An 18,924-nucleotide genomic window follows, 5' to 3' on the forward strand; every position below is an offset into this window, starting at 1 on the left:
GTCCAATTTTCTCAAATGAGTAGAAAGGTTATTGATTATTTAGAGCAGTTATTGTTGGTTTTTGGAATATTTATTGCCTTTCTGTTATTGTTTGAGAGCAAATTGGTAGTACCCCTTTGGCTCCAACCTTTGGGACGGATGCACCCTTTGCTATTGCACTTCCCTATTGTGATGCTGCTTATTGCCTTTGGAATGGAGTTTTTTCGTTTCAATCCTCCTAATTCTTCCCATTCTTTTTACCTATTATTTCTGCGAAATCTGTGGCTTATTGGAGCCGTTTTGACCGGGACGACGGTGGTCATGGGGCTTTTCTTGGCTAAAGAGCAAGGATATGACGGTCAAACCTTACCTTGGCACAAATGGACAGGCGTAGTGGTTTTTTATGTAGCACTAGCGGGCTATTGGGTGCGTCAGCAAGCTTGGTATCAGGCTGCTATCGCCAAAGGATTTGTGTCGATTGCGGCCTTGATTTTGGTAATTACGGGACATTTTGGCGCGGTTTTGACGCATGGTGACAATTTTATTTCTGGTCCTTTGCAAACCCCTGAGTCAGTTCCTTTCGACGAAGCCGTTGTTTTTGACCATGTTATTCAACCTATTTTTGAACAAAAATGTGTTAGTTGTCACAATCCCGATAAGATAAAAGGTGAGCTGATGCTGACCGATCAGCAGTCGATTTTGAAGGGTGGCAAAACAGGCAAGTTGTTTGTGCCCGGACAGCCCCAAGTGAGTTTGCTTTTGCAGCGTATTCACTTACCGCTCGACGACAAAAAGCACATGCCTCCTGTGGGGAAAGTACAGCTCAATCCACAAGAAATTATGCTACTATCGCTGTGGATAAAAGCCAATGCTGATTTTAAGAAAAAAGTGGCAGACTTGCCTGTCAATGACTCATTGAGGCTGATTGCGGCTACTTTGTTGGCCCCTGTCAGTGCCCCACAAGAAACGTTTGATTTTGCGGCTGCTGACGAAGAAACCATCAAAAAACTAACGACTGAGTTTCGGAGTATTGTGCCATTGGCGCATGAATCGCCTGCTTTGTCGGTCAATTTTTTCAATAAAAACTTGTACAACCCCGAAAAAATCAAAGAGTTAGCAGAGATTAAGAAGCAGGTGGTATTTTTGAATCTTGCCAAAATGCCCGTCAAAGATGCTGATTTGGGGCAAGTGGTCGCTTTTGAAAATTTGCAAAAATTGAATCTGAATTTTACGGATATTACTGGCAAAGGGCTGAAAGAGCTTACTTCTTTGAAAAAACTCAAAAATCTCTCTTTGGCAGGAACACAAATATCTATCAAGGATCTTCAAGCCGTAATACCCAGTTTTCAGAATCTCAATACAGTGGCTATTTGGAACACGGGCCTAACGCCTTCGGAGATGCAGCAACTCAAAAAAGAGTTTAAGAATATTAATTTTATTGAAGGTTTCAAAGACGATGGTTCAAACCCTATCAAACTCAATCCGCCGCAAGTTAAAAACAGTGCAATGGTTTTTGAAAACTCATTGGCGGTATTGTTGAGCCACCCCGTCAAAGGTGTTCAAATTCGATATACCACCGACGGCACTGAGCCAGATAGTATTCATTCGCCGTTGTTTACTAATCAAACGGTCATTAATAATAGCACTCATATTCGGGCCAAGGCCTACAAAGATGGTTGGTATGGAAGTGATGTAATAAATTTTGACTTTTTGAAAAGAACCTACAAGCCTGATAGTGTGCGGCTTTTGCTTCCTCTCAACCGCGTGCATCAGGCCGAAGGAGAAAAATCGTTTTTTGATACAAAACTCGGTACCTTCAATGCCAATAGCCCTGCGTGGGCCAACAATTGGATTGGCGTCCGAAACAATGATATGGCGTTGATATCAGAATTTAAGAAACCTGCGCTTGTATCGTCGGTGGAGTTGCGTATCATGGAAGAAGTAGAAACGGGTATATTTCCTCCCGAAAAAATTGAAGTGTGGGGCGGTACAAACCCTAATCAATTGAGGCTGATTGCGACCTTCAAGCCTTCAATTCCGACCCAACAACGCCCGCATTTACTAACTATAGTAGGAGGGAAGTTCAAGCCTCAATCGGTGACTTTCTTGAAAATTGTCGCCAAACCTCTTCAGAAAATTCCCGACTGGCACAGCGCGAAGGGGAGGACTGCGTTGTTGCTAGTAGATGAGTTACTCATCAATTGAATTGTAGTGTGCCACAATCCACTTCTTTCAGGCTTGTAGCACACTACACAATAGATTTTTGGTTTAGGACCAGTGTTCTTGAATTACTTCTAGCAATTCTGATTGAGCAGCACAGCCAGCAATCACATCACCGCCAAAGAGCCAATCTTGTCCACCCGAAAAGTCGGTGATTTGTCCGCCTGCCTCCAAAATGAGAAGTGTACCCGCGGCCATATCCCAAGAGTTGAGGTTGTATTCGTAAAATGCCTCAAAACGCCCTGCCGCTACGTAGGCTAAATCGATGGCGGCGGCTCCCATGCGGCGGAGGCCGTGGCAGCGTTGCATGAGGGTTTCGAGGATTTTGAGGTATTTGTCTTGTTTTTCAAATTTATAATAAGGGAAGCCCGTTGCTAGTAAGCTATCGCCTATGGTGGTGGCCGTCGATACTTTGAGACGAGTCGCATTTTCGAGCAAAGAAACATCTAGCGGAAGCCCTCCCAGTGTGTACCTTAGACTGACACTCCACGCGCCGCCACCCTGCCATCCATAAAATAGCTCTTCGGTACCCAAATGGTAAATGACCCCTGCAATGGGGATTTTGTTTTTGACCAAACCTACGCTTACGCAATAAATGGGCAAAGCATGAATAAAATTGGCAGTTCCGTCAAGTGGGTCAATAATCCAGTACAACTCATCGGGGTTCGATTCTTCGCCCGCAGTACCCTCTTCAGTGATAAAACCCGCCTCGGGCAAGAGTTGGCGCAGACCTGTTACAAGAAGCTTTTCGGTTTCTTTGTCAACGTAAGATACTAAATTGTTGGCGGCTTTGTATTCGGTTTGAGTGCGGTCAAATTTCGCCGCTTCTTGTTTGATAAATGCCCCCGCTTGGCGAACAATTTCTATGGTCTGTAAGGTGAGATTTTCGAGATTCATTCTTCGATGTTTTTTAAATAAGATAAGTCTTGCATTGAAATGACATTGTACTTTCTTCGTTCAATAGGCGTACGAGATTTAAGTATTCTGCTTCCATTGTCTAGGGGTGGGTTATTGGGGTTTGCTTTGTAAATCGCCTTGGCATATAAACTAAGTTTCAACGCAGCCTCCAAACGTTGCTGGGGAGTTTTGCTGTGCCATAGCTCTTTATTATATTTAGGAATATCCTCAGGGTTTTGGGATTTAATGATAGCCATGATTAGAGTGCTTTTTTACGGAGAAAAAATAATCGATAAAAAAGACAAAAAATGAGCAGCCAAGCTTCCAAAGGCATTCCTACAAATACACCTTTGACCACACTCCCTATCGCGACCGATAGCACATAGACACCCATCAAGCTAAGGCTGATTAATACAAACTTTTGTACCCAAGTTTGTTGCTTAATTCGGCTTAGAAAAAACGCCAAAGGTAGATACAGCGGAATCGCCCAGAGTAGATGCAAGTTCCACTCCGTCACGCCGTGGTTGGTGGCAGTGGCTAGTCCCAACAAAATCCATCCTGCTAAACCGACAATGGTAAAAAATATTTTATCAAACAAAAACGAGATTTTCAATTGTTTCTGTTGGCGTTGCGTATACCAAATCACAAACACTACCAATACCCCAAACAGTACCATAGGACTTAACCACCAAGGTTGCGAAGGCTGCTCTCTGTGTGAAAAATTAGTAGTGACCAAGGGTTGTGTCCTACTTACGAGGGATTTGCCGCCTATGGTAGCCTTTTCAAAATGGTGCATCAAATTGTAAGGCAGGTACATTTCTTGCTGAGGCGTTGCAATTTCATCCGAAGGAAGCCCAAGTGCCAGATTCATCAGAAACTTTTCCCAAGGCTTATATTCCAAATATTGATTCATCCACTGCCTAAAACTTTTGGCTTCGCCGTCAATAGGTTTGTTGTAATAAACCAGACTATCGCCACAAGCTACTTGCAGGGCATCGCGAATACGGCTAGAACAGTTGTCAAAAAAGAAACGATACTGATATTCACGGTTTTGGGGAAGGGCATTGTTTTCCAGAAAATCAAACAGTTTTTGCTTTTGTGCTTGGGACAGATTCAAAATCTGCTCAGTCAAGTCGCGCCGCTCGGCCTCGTAATGTGGCACTACGTACTCCATGGGTACTACCGAAAGCGTGTAAGGTAGCGTACCTTGCACAAATTTTAGCAAGAAATTGCCCGTTTGAAAAGTAAAAGTACCATAGTTGTAGTTTCTGCTAATGCCGTTGAGCGGGTCATATACCCAGAGAGAGCTGTGCCCAAAACCACTCCCTTCAAATACACTATTGCCTGGCGCAATGGTAATCAGACTCACTTTGGCTTCATTGCTGAGGGTTTGAGCCATGAGCGACGAACTCAGCATAAGGCTATAAGCAATAAGCTGTAGGCTGTAAGCAATACGTCTAACCATACTCTCTTGGCCTTTGTTTTTTTGTGGCTCTACCTTTTTTTTACTATTTACCTGATACAACAATAACGATTTCACCCTTGATAGTTTTTTCGGCAAAATAAGCAATAATTTCGGTTAAAGTCCCACGAATAGTTTCTTCATAAACTTTTGTTAATTCGCGAGACACAGAAGCTTGTCGGTCGGCGCCAAAGTACTCCACAAATTGCTCTAGCGACTTCATGAGGCGATGCGGAGATTCATAAAAAATCATCGTTCTTTCTTCTTCTTTGAGTTCAGTAAGGCGAGTTTGGCGGCCTTTTTTGTGGGGCAAAAACCCCTCAAATGTAAAACGGTCGCTAGGAAGGCCAGAGTTTACCAAGGCAGGTACAAAAGCCGTAGGGCCGGGCAAACATTCCACTTCTATGTTGTTTTTGAGGCATTCTCTCACCAGCAAAAATCCCGGATCAGAGATAGCAGGTGTACCTGCGTCAGAGACCAAGGCCATGTTTTCGCCTTTGAGGAGACGAGCGATGAGTTTCTGTACAGTCTGATGCTCATTGTGGATATGGTAGCTCTGCAAGGGCTTCGTAATACCCAAATGCTTGAGTAAATGACCAGAGGTTCGGGTGTCTTCGGCCAAGATGACATCAGCGTTTTTGAGGGTATTGATAGCACGCAGGGTAATATCTTCTAGGTTGCCGATAGGAGTAGGAACTAAATAAAGTTTGGGAATCACAGTATATGTTTATTTAAAGGTCACAATTTCATTAAAAAGGGCAATTTGTACGATTTTAAGGAAATAGGCAATATGTTTAATTGGATTAATCTCATTTTTGGTTTAAAAGCATTTTCAAACAAATAAGCAAGAAGGGGAGTTTGATAAGCAAAACAATGTTAACAATTTTTTAAAATGTATATATTGAAAAATTGCGATAAAAAAATGTATTATTTTAATAATGCGGTCATTTACAGGTATTAAGGTATTGTTTTCTTTGGGAATAGCTTTTGTTTGTCCCATAAATTTCTTGTTTCTTTGTGCCGATTTTGACATCAACCAACTGTTTAAAACCAATTACAATTCTAACCAAAATTTTCAAATTATGAATCTTAAAGATTTACGAAAAATGCGGCTCATAATTGCACTTTTCGCAGTCGTTGCTGCTATTTGTGTGACTTTGCCCGAAGTGAAAGCGCAGGTTACTACTTCTACTTTGAGTGGTACTGTGAAGGATGACAAAAACTCAGAGCTACCCGGTGCTACCGTCCTAGCTGTACACGTCCCTTCTGGTACTCAATATGGAACTGTTACAAATGTAAGTGGTAACTACAGCATCCCTAACATGCGGATTGGTGGTCCTTACAAAGTTACGGTAAGTTTTGTGGGATTTGGAGCCAAAACATACGATGATATTTATCTGAAATTAGGAGAGCCTTATACCCTTAATTCACAGCTTTCGACTGGCGATGTGCAGCTTGCGGAAGTAGTGGTAATAAGTGCTCAAAACAAACTCCTTAGCAGCGAACGGTTGGGGGCAGTAACCAATATCGGTAGCGGTCAGATTCAAGCTTTGCCTTCTATCAGCCGCAGTATCAATGACTTGACTCGTCTTACTCCTCAAGCCAACGGAACCTCTGTGGGTGGAGGAAACTACCGCCAAAACAATATCACTATTGATGGTGCTGACTTTAACAACAACTTTGGGATTGGTACTAACCTCCCAGGTGGCAATGCTACTCCTATTTCATTGGATGCTATCGAAGAGATTTCAGTAAATGTAACTCCTTACGATATTCGCCAATCGGGTTTTATTGGTAGTGCTATTAATGCCGTTACACGTTCGGGAAATAATAACTTCTCTGGGTCAGCTTATACTTATTTCAGAAATCAAAATCAACAAGGAAATAAAGTAGGCGACAATACGTTTGCTCGTCAAAATTTGGATTACAAACAGTACGGTTTCCGTTTGGGTGGACCTCTTATTAAAAACAAACTTTTCTTCTTTGTAAATGCCGAGACAGAAAAGCAAATAACTCCCGGGCCTTCTCAAATTGCGGCAACGGCTCAGTTGCCTTTCTCACAAAACAACCCTCAAGTATCGCGCCCTACAGTAGACGAAATGAATACAATCAGCGCTTATTTGAGAGATACATACGGTTATGAAACGGGCCCTTACCAAGGGTATTCTTCAAATAGCTTCAGTACTAAGTTTTTGGTACGCTTAGATTGGAACATCAACAAAAATCACCGTATCAACGTCCGTTATAACCAACTCAAGAGCGAGTCTTCACGGATTCAACCAAGTACATCTGTTTCGCCGTTTACAAATATTTACCCCCAAAACCGTCAAAGCACTCAAGCTTTGCAGTACGAAAACTCCGGGTATTTTCAAGCAGCTAACTTTACTTCTTTTGCGGCCGAGCTTAACTCTACTTTCGGTGGTAAATTTGCCAATACATTGCGTGCTACTTACACACACCAAAACGACCCCCGTACAACCAAAGGCGGGCAGTTTCCTTTTGTTGATATCTTGAAAGATGGTAACCCACTTACCTCTTTTGGAACAGAATTGTTTTCGTACGGAAACTTGCGCGACGTAGAAATGCTCTCTTTTGTAGATAACCTAACTTGGACTTCGGGTAAGCATAACTGGACTGTAGGGGCGCAAGCCGACTTCAACACTACCAAAAATGGTTTCCAACGCTTTGGTACAGGTTTTTATGTATTCCAATCTTGGGATGACTTTACATCGGGCAAATTGCCAAGCCATTATGGTTTGACTTACTCGTTGGCTCCTAATTTTGAACAAGTATTCCCTAGTTTTAAATTTTCACAATATTCGGTGTATGGGCAAGACGAAATCAACGTCAACAGCAAGCTCAAAATTACGGCTGGATTGCGTATCGATTTGCCAACTTATCCCGAACCTTTGAAAGAGCATCCATTGATTTCACAGTTGACTTTTGCTAATGGACAAAAAGTAAATACGGGCGCTCTTCCTAAGTCTAGTTTGTTGTGGTCGCCACGTGTAGGATTTAACTATGATGTAAAGGGTGACCGTTCGCTTCAAGTTCGTGGTGGTAGTGGTATTTTCTCGGGACGTGTGCCGTTTGTATGGATTGTGTCACAAGCCGGTGATGCAGGTATGCTACAAGTAACTCAAACTTGGACAGGCGCCAATGTCCCTGGTCCTTTCAGATTGGAGCCTTACTATCCAACTACTGTCCCTGTAGCGGGTACATCTATCCCTACAGGTGGAACGACTGCTATCTCGCCTGATTTCAGAATGCCACAAACTTGGAAAAGTAGCTTGGCTATGGATATGCAATTGCCTTGGGGTATCGTAGGTACGGTAGAAGGGATTTACAACAAAGACATTAATACTGCTTATTTCAGTAATATCAACCTTGTTCAACCTGCGGCACTTGGCGTGTCGGGGTATCCAGACAATCGTTTGATGTATCCCACCACAAACACCCAAAGATACATCAACCCTCTTACGTCTGCGGGTCAGTATAGCCCTACCGGAACGACTGCCTACAACGTAACAATGCTAGGAAATGCTTCACAAGGTTACTACTGGTCTGTGACTGCTAAATTAGAAAAACAATTTAGCAAAGGAATTTCGGCTTCATTGGCATATGTACGTAGTGGTGCCAAAAACTTGTTTGACGGTGGAGGAGACCAGCCGGCTTCGGCTTTCCAAGGAACAGCTACTGTCAATGGCTCAAACTTTGCGACCCTTAGCTATGCCAACTATGTAGTTCCGACGCGTTTAGTTGGGTCATTTTCTTACCGTAAAGAGTATGCTAAATTCTTGGCGACAAGTATTTCATTGGTATATCAAGGTTCAGCCGATGGTCGATTCTCTTATATCTATTCTACTGATTTCAACCGGGATGGTGCCAACGCTGACTTGATTTATATTCCTAAAGATCCTTCTGAAATTACGTTTGTATCACAAACAGTAGGTTCAGGAGCTAATGCCGTTACTTATACTCCACAACAGCAGAGTGATGCATTTTTCCAATATATCGAACAAGATGCTTATTTGAGCAAGCGCAAAGGTCAATATGCTGAGCGTAACGGCGCTGCATTGCCTTGGAGAAACCAATTTGATTTCCGTATCCTTCAAGATTTCTTTGTCAATGTTCAGGGCAAACGTAATACTATTCAGTTGAGTGTTGATATTTTCAATCTTGGCAACCTTCTTAATAGCAGCTGGGGCTTGACTAAGCTTATTAACAACAACGCTATTTTGATACCTGCCAACAACTCTTCGGTAGTATCCGGAGGAACAGTGAAACCTACTTATCGTTTAGGCTTGGATCGTGGAGGACTTATCAAAGATACTTTCCGCGACAACGTAGGGTTTTCATCTACCTACTACATGCAATTTGGGGTTCGTTATATCTTCAACTAAGCATTGTTTTATTGCTTTTCAAAAAATCCCGGGCGCAGGCACGGGATTTTTTGATGGTATCTGGGCTACCTTAAAAGGAGTTAAGAATGATTTTTGGGTTTTTCTTGAAAAGAGTTTTTTAGTTTATAATTTTTCTGTTTCTTAATATCGCTTTTCTTTGTTCTTTTGCAATAGAAAGCATTAAACCACCAAAATTCATATATCATGTCGCAAAAGCGCGTTCTCATTGCCGAAGATAGTTCCGTGATTCAAAATCTAGCCCGCAAGATTTTGGAGTTTCAGAATTATGAAATCACCGCCGTCAAAAACGGAGAACAGGTGATGCAAATCGTGGACAAAGAAGATTTTGACATTGTTTTGCTCGATATCAACATGCCTATTATGGATGGTATGGAGTGTGTAAAAGCTATTCGAGCCCTCAACGATAAGAAAAAATCTAATTTGCCAGTGGTGGCTATCACTGGTAATGCCAAAAATTATTCTGAAGAAGAGTTCAAATCAGCGGGCTTTAATGATGTGCTCGTAAAACCCCTCAATTTCGACCGCCTTGTAGAAATCGTAAATGAATTGACGGAAGAATAAAATAATACTTTTGGTGCGTGTATTGGAAACTAGATTTAGCTGAAAACTTCTTCCACTACACGCATCTTCCTTATCCACAATGGTTGTTACTCTTCTTGGTACTGGAACCTCATCCGGTGTGCCGCTCATTGGCTGCTCCTGCGAAGTCTGTCGCTCGCTCGACTATCGCGATAAGCGGTTGCGTGTATCAGTACACATTTTGATAGAAGAAAAAAGCTTTGTGATTGATACCGGTCCCGATTTTCGTCAGCACATGTTACGAGAGGGAATCAATCAGCTCGATGCGGTCTTGTTTACCCATCAACACAAAGATCATACGGCGGGTTTGGATGACGTAAGAGCCTTCAATTTTCTTCAACAACGCGACATGCCTGTATACGGGCGAGCGCAAGTCCTGGAGCAATTACAGCGCGAATTTGAGTATGCTTTTGCAGAGTTTCGCTATCCTGGCATTCCCCGACTGCGACTTCACGAAATCCACAATGAGCCTTTTAGCATCGAAGGTGTCGAATTTGTCCCTATTGATGTGCTCCATCACAAACTCCCCGTTTTTGGGTTTAGAGTAGGGGATTTTGCCTACCTAACCGATGTCAACCACATTCCCGAAAGTGAATACGCTAAACTTCAAAATCTGGATACTTTGGTATTGGGAGCATTGCAGCATGAGCCACATATCTCGCATTTTAACTTGCGCGAAGCCCTAGAAGTGGTCGAGCTTCTAAAACCACAGCGTGCGTATTTTACGCACATCAGCCACAAAATGGGGCGTCATTCCCTTGTCGAGCCTACCTTACCAAGCCACGTAAAATTGGGCTACGACGGCCTAAAGCTTTATATTTAGTATACCAATTGCAAAATGCAAATGCTTGATAATGAATCGAAAGATATTTTTTTTGAATATTTGTGTTAAAAATTTTTGCATAAAAAAAACAAACTGCTACCTTTGCAGTCCCAAAACAATGGGGAAACAAATAACGGTTTCGTAGCTCACGGTGCGACGCCTCGCTTGGATAGAGTATCTAAGTCGAACGCTACTCCGATACGAATCAAAAGTTTTGGGATTGAATCCCTAGAAGTAAAGAGTAATTTATACGGTTTCGTAGCTCACGGTGCGACGCCTCGCTTGGATAGAGCATCTGAGTTGAACGCGATCCGGTCGAACGCGACTCCGGTCGAATCAAAAGTTTTGGGATTGAATCCCTAGAAGTAAAGAGTAATTTATACGGTTTCGTAGCTCAATTGGATAGAGCATCTGACTACGGATCAGAAGGTTTGGGGTTCGAATCCCTACGAGACCACAAAAAGCCCCTCAAGCAATTGTTTGAGGGGCTTTTTTATGCTTTACTGCTATCGTCAGTTTTGCGTTTTGTAAAAAAACGTTGGGTAAGTGTTGGTGAAAAACCTTGAAGGTAATCAAGAATTATCCTATGCTAAACTTATCCATCCCCCTTTATTAAACAAAGAATATTATTGTAAATGAAGAATTTTAAAGAAAAAGCTGACCTGATTTAGAGACAGGCAGATTTATAATTGCAGAAGTGCAAATAAGAAAATTTATATTTGCAGAAAACGCATTAAGTGCAAATAAGGAAATTTATATTTGCACTTATGAAAGCTACCGATGTCAAGAACTTTAAAGCAGGTACTTGGATACCACAGTACCAATACAAGAGTTTTTTACCCGAAAGAATAAACCTTCCTTGGATAGTGACCAACTCGGCCATTATCAGTAAATTAGGAGAAGCAGACCGCTATTTGGGTAAATTAGATGCCTTCTCGGAATTGATTCCTGATATTGACTTCTTTATCAAAATGCACGTAACCAAAGAAGCTACTGTCAGTAGTAAGATTGAAGGTACTCAAACTTCTTTTGAAGAAGCACTTATCAAAGAAGAAGACATCAACCCCGAAAAAAGAGACGACTGGAAAGAAGTCCACAACTACATAGACGCATTGAATCAGGCGATTGATGAAATGGAAACACTTCCTATTTCAAGTCGCTTAATCAAGCAAACCCACAGAACACTTTTAAGAGGGGTAAGAGGTAAAGAAAAGCTACCCGGCGAATACAGAGCAAGTCAAAACTGGATAGGAAGTAGCTTAAAAGATGCGGTGTTTGTACCTCCTGCTCATCACGAAATCCCAAACTTGATGCAGGACTTAGAGAATTTTATTCATTCGGAATTGGCAGCGCAACCGATTCAAGTTCCTCACCTGATCAAGATTGCTATCATTCATTATCAGTTTGAAACCATCCACCCTTTTTTAGACGGGAATGGTCGTATTGGACGGCTAATGATTACTCTTTACCTTTTGGATAAGAAGCTTTTACAAAAACCTATTTTGTATCTATCAGATTTTTTTGAACGTAATCGCAGAGATTATTACGACAATCTAACCTTAGTACGCAAACGCAATGATTTGGAGAATTGGCTACTTTTCTTCTTGACAGGAGTCATAGAAACTGCACAGAAAAGCATAGAGACCTTCCAACAAATCATTAAACTGAGAGATGATATTGAGCTTAATCAATTAATCAGTTTAGGAAAAAAGCAAACAGATGCAAAGAGGCTTATCAATGAACTCTATAAACAACCCATCATGGATGGTTTACAGATAGCTGAGGTGTTGGACATTCATCCTTCTACTGCTAACCGTCTTATTGCAGATTTTCAAAAATTAGGAATTTTAGAAGAACTGACAGGATACAAGAGAAATCGAATCTACGCATTTGCGAAGTATATAAAACTATTTAGATAATGCAGGAATCTGAACTTCAAGATAAGCCTCTAATCCAGTTTTTTGGTCATCCTATTGATGGTTAGAAGGTTGGGGGTTTGACTTTCGCCGAGACCACAAAAAACCCTCAAAACAGCCTGTTTTGAGGGTTTTTTCTTTAAGACGTAACTGTAAAACGTAACCGCTTACAAAAATCCGTAACTTCTTATTTGATTGCCTTCTCCCATATAATCCCGATATTTACCGCCTCGAAAATCATCCATTTAGGCGTATCATAAATCAATGGCCATTAAAAAATCAGAATTGTATAGCTCCCTTTGGGCAAGTTGCGACGAGCTGCGGGGAGGAATGGACGCAAGCCAATACAAAGACTATGTATTGGTTTTGTTGTTTGTAAAATATGTGTCCGACAAATACGCCGACGACCCCAATGCCCTCATTACCATTCCCGAAGGAGGGAGTTTTCAGGACATGGTTGCTCTCAAAGGTGATAAAGAAATAGGCGATAAAATGAATACCATAATCGGGGCATTGGCCATCGAAAACGACCTCAAAGGAGTGATTGATGTGGCCGATTTCAACGACGACGACAAGCTCGGTAAAGGCAAAGAAATGGTGGACAAACTCTCCAACCTCATCACAATCTTTGAAAACCCCGCGCTCGATTTCAGTAAAAACCGCGCCGAAGGCGATGATATTTTGGGCGATGCCTACGAATACCTCATGCGGCACTTTGCCACCGAAAGCGGCAAAAGCAAGGGACAATTTTATACGCCTGGCGAGGTAAGCCGCGTGATGGCCAAAGTACTCAACATCAAACAAGCTTCCAACCAAACCACCTTCTATGACCCTACCTGCGGATCGGGGTCGCTGCTGCTCAAAGCCGTGGATGAAGCCGACGGCAAAGGCAGTGTCTATGGACAAGAAAAAGACGTGACTACCGCCGCTTTGGCGCGGATGAACATGATTTTGCATGGCCAAGCGGCCATCGAAATTCACCGTGGACAAAGCACACTGTCGGATCCTTTCTTTAGAGATGCAAGCACGGGCTATCTCAAAACATTTGATTTTATCGTGGCCAATCCGCCCTTTTCGCTCAAAAACTGGACGAGTGGTTTTAATCCCCAAGATGACCTCTATGGGCGCTTTGATGGGTTTGGCGTACCGCCCGACAAAAACGGCGACTACGCTTTTTTGCTGCACATCATTAAGTCGCTCAAAAGTACGGGCAAGGCGGCCTGTATCCTCCCGCATGGCGTGCTTTTTAGGGGAAATGCCGAGGCCGAAATTCGCAAAAACCTCCTTCAACACGGCTACATCAAGGGCATCATTGGCTTGCCTGCCAACTTGTTTTACGGCACGGGTATTCCTGCCTGTATCATCGTCATCGACAAAGAAACCGCCGACGCACGCAAAGCCATTTTTATGGTGGATGCCAGCAAGGGTTTTATCAAAGACGGCAACAAAAATCGCCTCCGCGAGCAAGACATTCACAAAATAGTGGATGTGTTTAACAAACAAATCGAGCTGCCCCATTACAGTCGCCTCGTGCCGATGGAGGAAATTGCCGACCCCAAAAACGAGTATAACCTCAACATCCCGCGCTACATCGACAGCCAAGAAACGGAAGATATTCAGGACATTATGGGGCATTTGGTGGGTGATATCCCCCGTGCCGACCTCGATGCCCTCAACGACTATTGGGCGGTGTATCCTACGCTCAAAACCACCCTCTTCGACAGCAGCCCCCGTGCGGGCTACTATCGCCCCAAAGTGACCAAAGACAACCTCAAAACCAGCATCTTTCATCATCCTGAGTTTGTGACTTTTAGCGCCGAAATGGACGCCGTTTTTACCCAATGGAAAACCCGCACCACCGCCTACCTCAAAGCCCTCAATACTGAATCCAAGCCCAAGCACATCATTACTACCATCGCCGAAGACATCCTGAGTAGCTATGCCGACAAGGCCCTGCTCGACAAGTACGATGTGTATCAGCACCTGATGAACTACTGGAACGAAACCATGCAAGACGACTGCTACCTCATTGCCGCCGACGGCTGGAAGGCTGAGCCCGTGATTCAGAAAAAAACCAAAACCGCTACCCTGTGGGAGTGCGATTTGGTCCCCAAAGCACTGGTGGTGGAGCGTTATTTTGCCCACGAAAAAAATACCCTCGTCGCCCTCGAAGCTCAAAAAGAAGCCCTCTTTGCCCAGCTGCAAGAACTGGAAGAGGAACACAGCGGCGAAGACGGTTTTTTTGCCGATTATGACAAGGTAAACAAAGGCAGCGTCCAAAAACGCCTCAAAGAAATCGCGCCCAAAAAAGAAAATACGAAGGAACTTGCCTTGGATTTTGGCCTAGTGGCCGAGCCGCAAGTGGCGTACCTCAAAACCAACGAAGAAGCCCAAGAACGCGCCCTGTTGACGCTTTATTTGCAGCTCATCGACGACCAAGCCAAACTTACCACCCAACTCAAAGAAGCCGCCGCCGACTTGGACCAAAAGACCCTCCAACGCTACCAAACGCTGACTGAGGACGAAATCAAACAGCTCGTGGTGGACGACAAATGGATGGCCGCGCTCGAACGCAACGTAAAAACCGAAATGGAGCGTATCAGCCAACGCCTCACGCAGCGCCTCAAAGAACTCACCGAGCGCTACGAAACCCCACTCCCCGCCCTGACCAAAGAAATGGAAGCACTGGAGCAAAAAGTGAACGAACATTTAAAAGCAATGGGGTTTGTAATAAATATTAGTAACTTGTAAAATGGACATAGAGCAATCAAAATATAACGATTTAATCAATCAAATTGGTGGATTATTACAGAAAGGTCGAGAGCAGGCTGCCCAAACCGTGAACACTATTTTAGTGAAAACCTATTGGCTGATCGGCAGATACATTGTAGAATACGAACAAGGCGGTAAAGAAAAAGCTGAATATGGAAGCTTTCTTTTTGAGCAACTTTCAAAAGACTTGACAAGACGCTATGGAAAAGGTTTTAGTAGAGCTAATTTGCTGTATATGAGGAAACTTTACCTCGCTTTTCCAAAAAGTGAGACACTGTCTAACGTTTTGAGTTGGAGCCATTATTTTGAGATTTTACGCTCTGACAACGAACTTGAAATTAGCTTTTACGCCAGACAAACCGAGAAAGAAAATTGGAGTGTTCGAGAACTGAAACGACAAATGAAGAGTATGCTGTTTCACCGTTTGGCACTAAGCAAAGACAAAAAAGGTGTCTTAGAACTTTCTCAACAGGGACAAGAAATTCAGAAAGCTGAAGATATTTTGAAAGACCCTTACGTTTTAGAGTTTTTGAACATTCCCGAAACCCACCAATACCTTGAAAGTGAACTAGAGCAGAAACTCATTTCAAATCTACAGAACTTTTTGCTGGAATTAGGTAAAGGCTTTACATTTGAAAAACGCCAGTACAGAATTTCAATAAGCGGAAAACACTTTTATGTTGACTTAGTTTTTTATCATCGAATTTTGAAATGTTTTGTACTAATTGACCTTAAACGTGGCGAAGTAACACACCAAGACGTGGGACAAATGAATTTGTACCTAAATTATTTTAAAAAAGAGATAAGCACAGAAGGAGACAACGAACCTATAGGAATAGTTTTGGGAGCAGACAAAGATAATATTTTAATAGAATATGCAACCGAAAGTATCAGCAATCAACTTTTCGTAAGTAAATATCAGCTTTATCTACCAGACAAAAAACAACTCGCAAACGAGCTGAATAAGCTACTGAACAACGAAGATTATTGACCATTGGCGGAAAGAAGTAGTGTTTTAGTGGCGCACAATGACCAAATCATAGAAGTATTTCCTGATAGTAAAAATAATCAGCATCCGATGAGCTTACTAGAACAAACTCCGAGACTATTTTAGATGTTTGTTTGCAAGTTTCTTTGCAGAAAATAAAACCCCAATCACACCTTTGCAAACAAAATAACATTGATAATCAGGAAGTTATACTATTTTCATTTGCAAGTTTGTTTGCAAAAAATTGACACTTTAGTAAAAAAACATGAACACTACCCCCCAAAATACCCCCTTCAAACAAACCGAAATCGGCCCCATTCCCCAAGATTGGGAAGTGAAAAAGTTGGGTGAAACAGTAGATTTTCTTGATGGTAAAAGAAAACCAATTAAAGATAGTGAACGAGCAAAAATGAGAGGACAATACCCATATTATGGTGCTTCTGGAATTATTGATTATGTAAATGCTTATCTTTTTGATGAAGATTTAATATTACTTGGAGAAGATGGTGAAAATATTTTAAGTCGAAGTGTTAGATTAGCTTTTAGAATTTCAGGCAAAGTATGGGTAAATAATCACGCACATGTCTTAAAACCTAAAAATGAATTCGATATTGGGTATTTAACTGAAATATTAGAAAGTATTAATTATGAACAATATAATACGGGTACAGCGCAACCTAAGTTGAATCAGAAAGTATGTTCGCAAATACTAATCCCCTTCCCACCCACCAAAGCCGAACAAACCGCCATTGCCACGGCCTTGAGCGATGCCGATGCGCTGATTGGGAGCTTGGAGAAACTCATCCACAAAAAACGCCTCCTCAAACAAGCCACTATGCAGCACCTGCTTACGCCTAAAGAAGATTGGGAAGTGAAGAAGTTGGGGGAGGTATGCGAAATAACCTCAAGTAAAAGAATATTTGAAGACGATTATGTTACCGTCGGAATCCCTTTTTATCGTGGGAAAGAAATATCTCTTTTAAATGAAAATAAAAGACTTGATGATGAATTTTTTATTTCAGAGGAGAAATATGAAGAAATTAAGAGGATGTTTGGTGTTCCAGTAAAAGATGATATTTTAATAACAGCAGTAGGTACATTAGGAAATGTATATTTAATACCAAACAATAATAAATTTTACTTCAAGGATGGTAATCTCATTTGGTTAAAAAATATAAAGAATATTAACCCCAATTATTTATCAATTCAAATCAGTTGGGTGAAAAATGAGATAATAAATAATGCTATTGGTAGTTCTCAAAAAGCTCTTACTATTGTAGTCTTAAAAAAACAATTAATTCCTCTACCTACAAATAAAGCCGAACAAATTCGTATAGTTAATATACTTTCGGACATGGATGCGGAGCTGTCGGGCTTGGAGGGTAAGCTAGAAAAGTACCGTCAACTCAAGCAGGGCATGATGCAGCAATTACTGACGGGGAAAATACGGTTGGTGTAAGGTGCTGAAATTCAGGGCTGCTTTAACCCCACGTCGCATCGGCGCTCCGACTTTAGGCTGGGGCTTGTGAACAACAAAAAATACTAAAGGCACGGGGTTTGAGCAGATTTACGTAATTGAGCAGCATTAAAGCAAAGCATGATGCAGCCGCATCGGCGTTTTGCTAAAAATTCTTATATTTGTATATAAATATACTGAAATGGGAATTTAACTTTTGTTTTTTAGATGCGAATAATTACGAAAGGAACCCTAAAGGAGTTTTGGGAAAAGTATCCAGACTCAGAGCAAGAACTTAAATATTGGTATGCCAAAATGAAACAGGCCAATTACCAGTCGCCTAATGAAGTCATTGAAGATACCCCCAAAACCGATATTGTAGGCAACAATAGAGTTGTATTTAACATTTGCCGCAATAAGTACCGACTCATTGTTTTGTTTAGATACAAACTTCAAAGGGTTTATATCCGTTTTATCGGAACGCACAAAGAGTATGACAAAATTGAGGATATAAAAAACATTTAATTGCTTGATTATGAAAGAGATTGAAGCATTCAGGCTGAATTTAAAACCCATCAAAACCAAGGAGCAATATCAGCACTATTTAGGCATAATTGACTCCTTGGTGGACTGTGCCGAAGGTAGCTCCGAAGAGGAGTTGTTAGAGCTTATTTCCATTTTGGTCGAAGACTACGAGGCCACCCATTTTCCCATTGAAGCCCCCGACCCCATAGATGCCATCAAGCTCAAAATGGAAGAAGAAGGGCTCAAAAGAAAAGACTTAGCCCCTTATTTTGGAAGTATCAGCAGGGTATCGGAAGTATTAAACCGAAAAAGGCCGCTTACGCTCGATATGATACGTAAGCTTCACCGAGGCTTGGGGATTTCGGCCGAAACGTTATTAGCAGGGTAGATTTTACCTAAACTCAACCTCATGAAATGAACCCACACCAAGCTGTCGCTTCCGAACGTGCGACCCAAAACCGCATTGCGACGATACTTTCGGACATGGATGCGGAGCTGTCGGGCTTGGAGGACAAGCTAGAAAAGTACCGCCAACTCAAGCAAGGCATGATGCAGCAATTACTGACGGGGAAGATACGGTTGGTGTGATAATTGGGTTATTTTTGTGGTGACATACAATCTAAATAAACAAAAGGCATGAGTACGGCACAGAGTTTTTACGAGGTTTTCAAAGCACTACCTAAAAAGGTACAGATAGAGGTGCTAAGGTTGTTGGAAAATGAAAAAGTCCCGCTACATACTCAAATAGAGCAGGGCTTGAAAGATGTAAAGAAAATGCAGGAAGGCACATCGCCCAAACGTAATGTGCGGGATTTAGTCAAAGAATTACGGAACGAATAACGTAATCTACTCCGATTATTTTGCGTCTCGATTAAGGCGGTTT

At 42.0% G+C, this 18,924-nt stretch carries 16 protein-coding genes and 1 tRNA gene; 13 read left to right on the forward strand and 4 right to left on the reverse strand.

From position 1 onward, the window contains the following. Positions 1–15 precede the first annotated feature (15 nt). Positions 16–2,184, forward strand: coding sequence for a c-type cytochrome domain-containing protein (locus G563_RS0110125; protein ID WP_028665220.1), 2,169 nt, complete (start codon positions 16–18; stop codon positions 2,182–2,184). Between the two features lie 63 nt (positions 2,185–2,247). On the opposite strand, the gene G563_RS0110130 is transcribed toward G563_RS0110125, so the two are convergent. Genes G563_RS0110130 through rsmI form a run of 4 tightly spaced genes read right to left on the reverse strand, consistent with a single transcriptional unit; the run spans position 2,248 to position 5,276 of the window. Then, the gene (locus G563_RS0110130; RefSeq protein ID WP_028665221.1) at positions 2,248–3,096 is read right to left on the reverse strand and encodes an inositol monophosphatase family protein; all 849 of its coding nucleotides are present in this window, start codon (positions 3,094–3,096) and stop codon (positions 2,248–2,250) included. Next, positions 3,093–3,353 (reverse strand): hypothetical protein, encoded by a 261-nt coding sequence (locus G563_RS34275; protein WP_051210882.1) that lies wholly within the window; start codon positions 3,351–3,353, stop codon positions 3,093–3,095. The genes G563_RS0110130 and G563_RS34275 overlap by 4 nt, the downstream gene beginning before the upstream one ends. 2 nt (positions 3,354–3,355) lie before the next feature. Beyond that, complete coding sequence (locus G563_RS34280; RefSeq protein WP_157585219.1) at positions 3,356–4,561, reverse strand: lipoprotein N-acyltransferase Lnb domain-containing protein; 1,206 nt, start codon at positions 4,559–4,561, stop codon at positions 3,356–3,358. Positions 4,562–4,604: 43 nt separating this feature from the next. Further along, entirely contained in the window at positions 4,605–5,276 is a 672-nt protein-coding gene (gene rsmI / locus G563_RS0110145; protein WP_028665222.1) for a 16S rRNA (cytidine(1402)-2'-O)-methyltransferase, read from the reverse strand. A gap of 364 nt (positions 5,277–5,640) precedes the next feature. Here rsmI and G563_RS0110150 point away from each other — a divergent pair, with 364 nt between their 5' ends. The 12 genes from G563_RS0110150 (at position 5,641) to G563_RS0110225 (ending at position 18,881) form a co-directional block, all read left to right on the forward strand. After that, entirely contained in the window at positions 5,641–8,961 is a 3,321-nt protein-coding gene (locus tag G563_RS0110150) for a TonB-dependent receptor (protein WP_037326442.1), read from the forward strand. A 204-nt stretch (positions 8,962–9,165) separates the two neighbouring features. Continuing rightward, positions 9,166–9,543, forward strand: coding sequence for a response regulator (locus G563_RS0110160; RefSeq protein ID WP_037326414.1), 378 nt, complete (start codon positions 9,166–9,168; stop codon positions 9,541–9,543). Between the two features lie 79 nt (positions 9,544–9,622). Beyond that, complete coding sequence (locus tag G563_RS0110165) at positions 9,623–10,384, forward strand: MBL fold metallo-hydrolase (protein ID WP_028665225.1); 762 nt, start codon at positions 9,623–9,625, stop codon at positions 10,382–10,384. 383 nt (positions 10,385–10,767) lie between these two features. Continuing rightward, positions 10,768–10,841 (forward strand) — tRNA-Arg (locus G563_RS0110180). Positions 10,842–11,151: 310 nt separating this feature from the next. Further along, on the forward strand, positions 11,152–12,303 hold the full coding sequence (locus G563_RS0110190; protein ID WP_028665227.1) for a Fic family protein: 1,152 nt from the start codon (positions 11,152–11,154) through the stop codon (positions 12,301–12,303). A 261-nt stretch (positions 12,304–12,564) separates the two neighbouring features. After that, on the forward strand, positions 12,565–15,051 hold the full coding sequence (locus tag G563_RS0110195; RefSeq protein WP_028665228.1) for a type I restriction-modification system subunit M: 2,487 nt from the start codon (positions 12,565–12,567) through the stop codon (positions 15,049–15,051). A gap of 1 nt (position 15,052) precedes the next feature. Continuing rightward, positions 15,053–16,063: a PDDEXK nuclease domain-containing protein gene (locus tag G563_RS0110200; RefSeq protein ID WP_028665229.1), complete on the forward strand. Its 1,011-nt coding sequence runs from the start codon at positions 15,053–15,055 to the stop codon at positions 16,061–16,063. Between the two features lie 262 nt (positions 16,064–16,325). Further along, positions 16,326–17,519 carry a restriction endonuclease subunit S gene (locus G563_RS38420; protein WP_051210884.1) on the forward strand — a complete coding sequence of 398 codons (1,194 nt, stop codon included), beginning with the start codon at positions 16,326–16,328 and terminating at the stop codon, positions 17,517–17,519. A 225-nt stretch (positions 17,520–17,744) separates the two neighbouring features. Beyond that, positions 17,745–18,041, forward strand: coding sequence for a type II toxin-antitoxin system HigB family toxin (locus tag G563_RS0110210; RefSeq protein WP_028665230.1), 297 nt, complete (start codon positions 17,745–17,747; stop codon positions 18,039–18,041). A gap of 10 nt (positions 18,042–18,051) precedes the next feature. Then, the gene (locus tag G563_RS0110215; protein ID WP_063828401.1) at positions 18,052–18,429 is read left to right on the forward strand and encodes a helix-turn-helix domain-containing protein; all 378 of its coding nucleotides are present in this window, start codon (positions 18,052–18,054) and stop codon (positions 18,427–18,429) included. Positions 18,430–18,455: 26 nt separating this feature from the next. After that, positions 18,456–18,629, forward strand: coding sequence for a restriction endonuclease subunit S domain-containing protein (locus G563_RS37985; protein ID WP_051210885.1), 174 nt, complete (start codon positions 18,456–18,458; stop codon positions 18,627–18,629). Between the two features lie 48 nt (positions 18,630–18,677). Next, positions 18,678–18,881, forward strand: a complete 204-nt coding sequence (locus G563_RS0110225) for a hypothetical protein (protein WP_028665233.1) — start codon at positions 18,678–18,680, stop codon at positions 18,879–18,881. The last annotated feature ends 43 nt before the right edge of the window (positions 18,882–18,924 follow it).

Origin of the sequence: Runella zeae DSM 19591 (assembly GCF_000423565.1) — a bacterium.
Taxonomy (GTDB): Bacteria; Bacteroidota; Bacteroidia; order Cytophagales; family Spirosomataceae; genus Runella; species Runella zeae.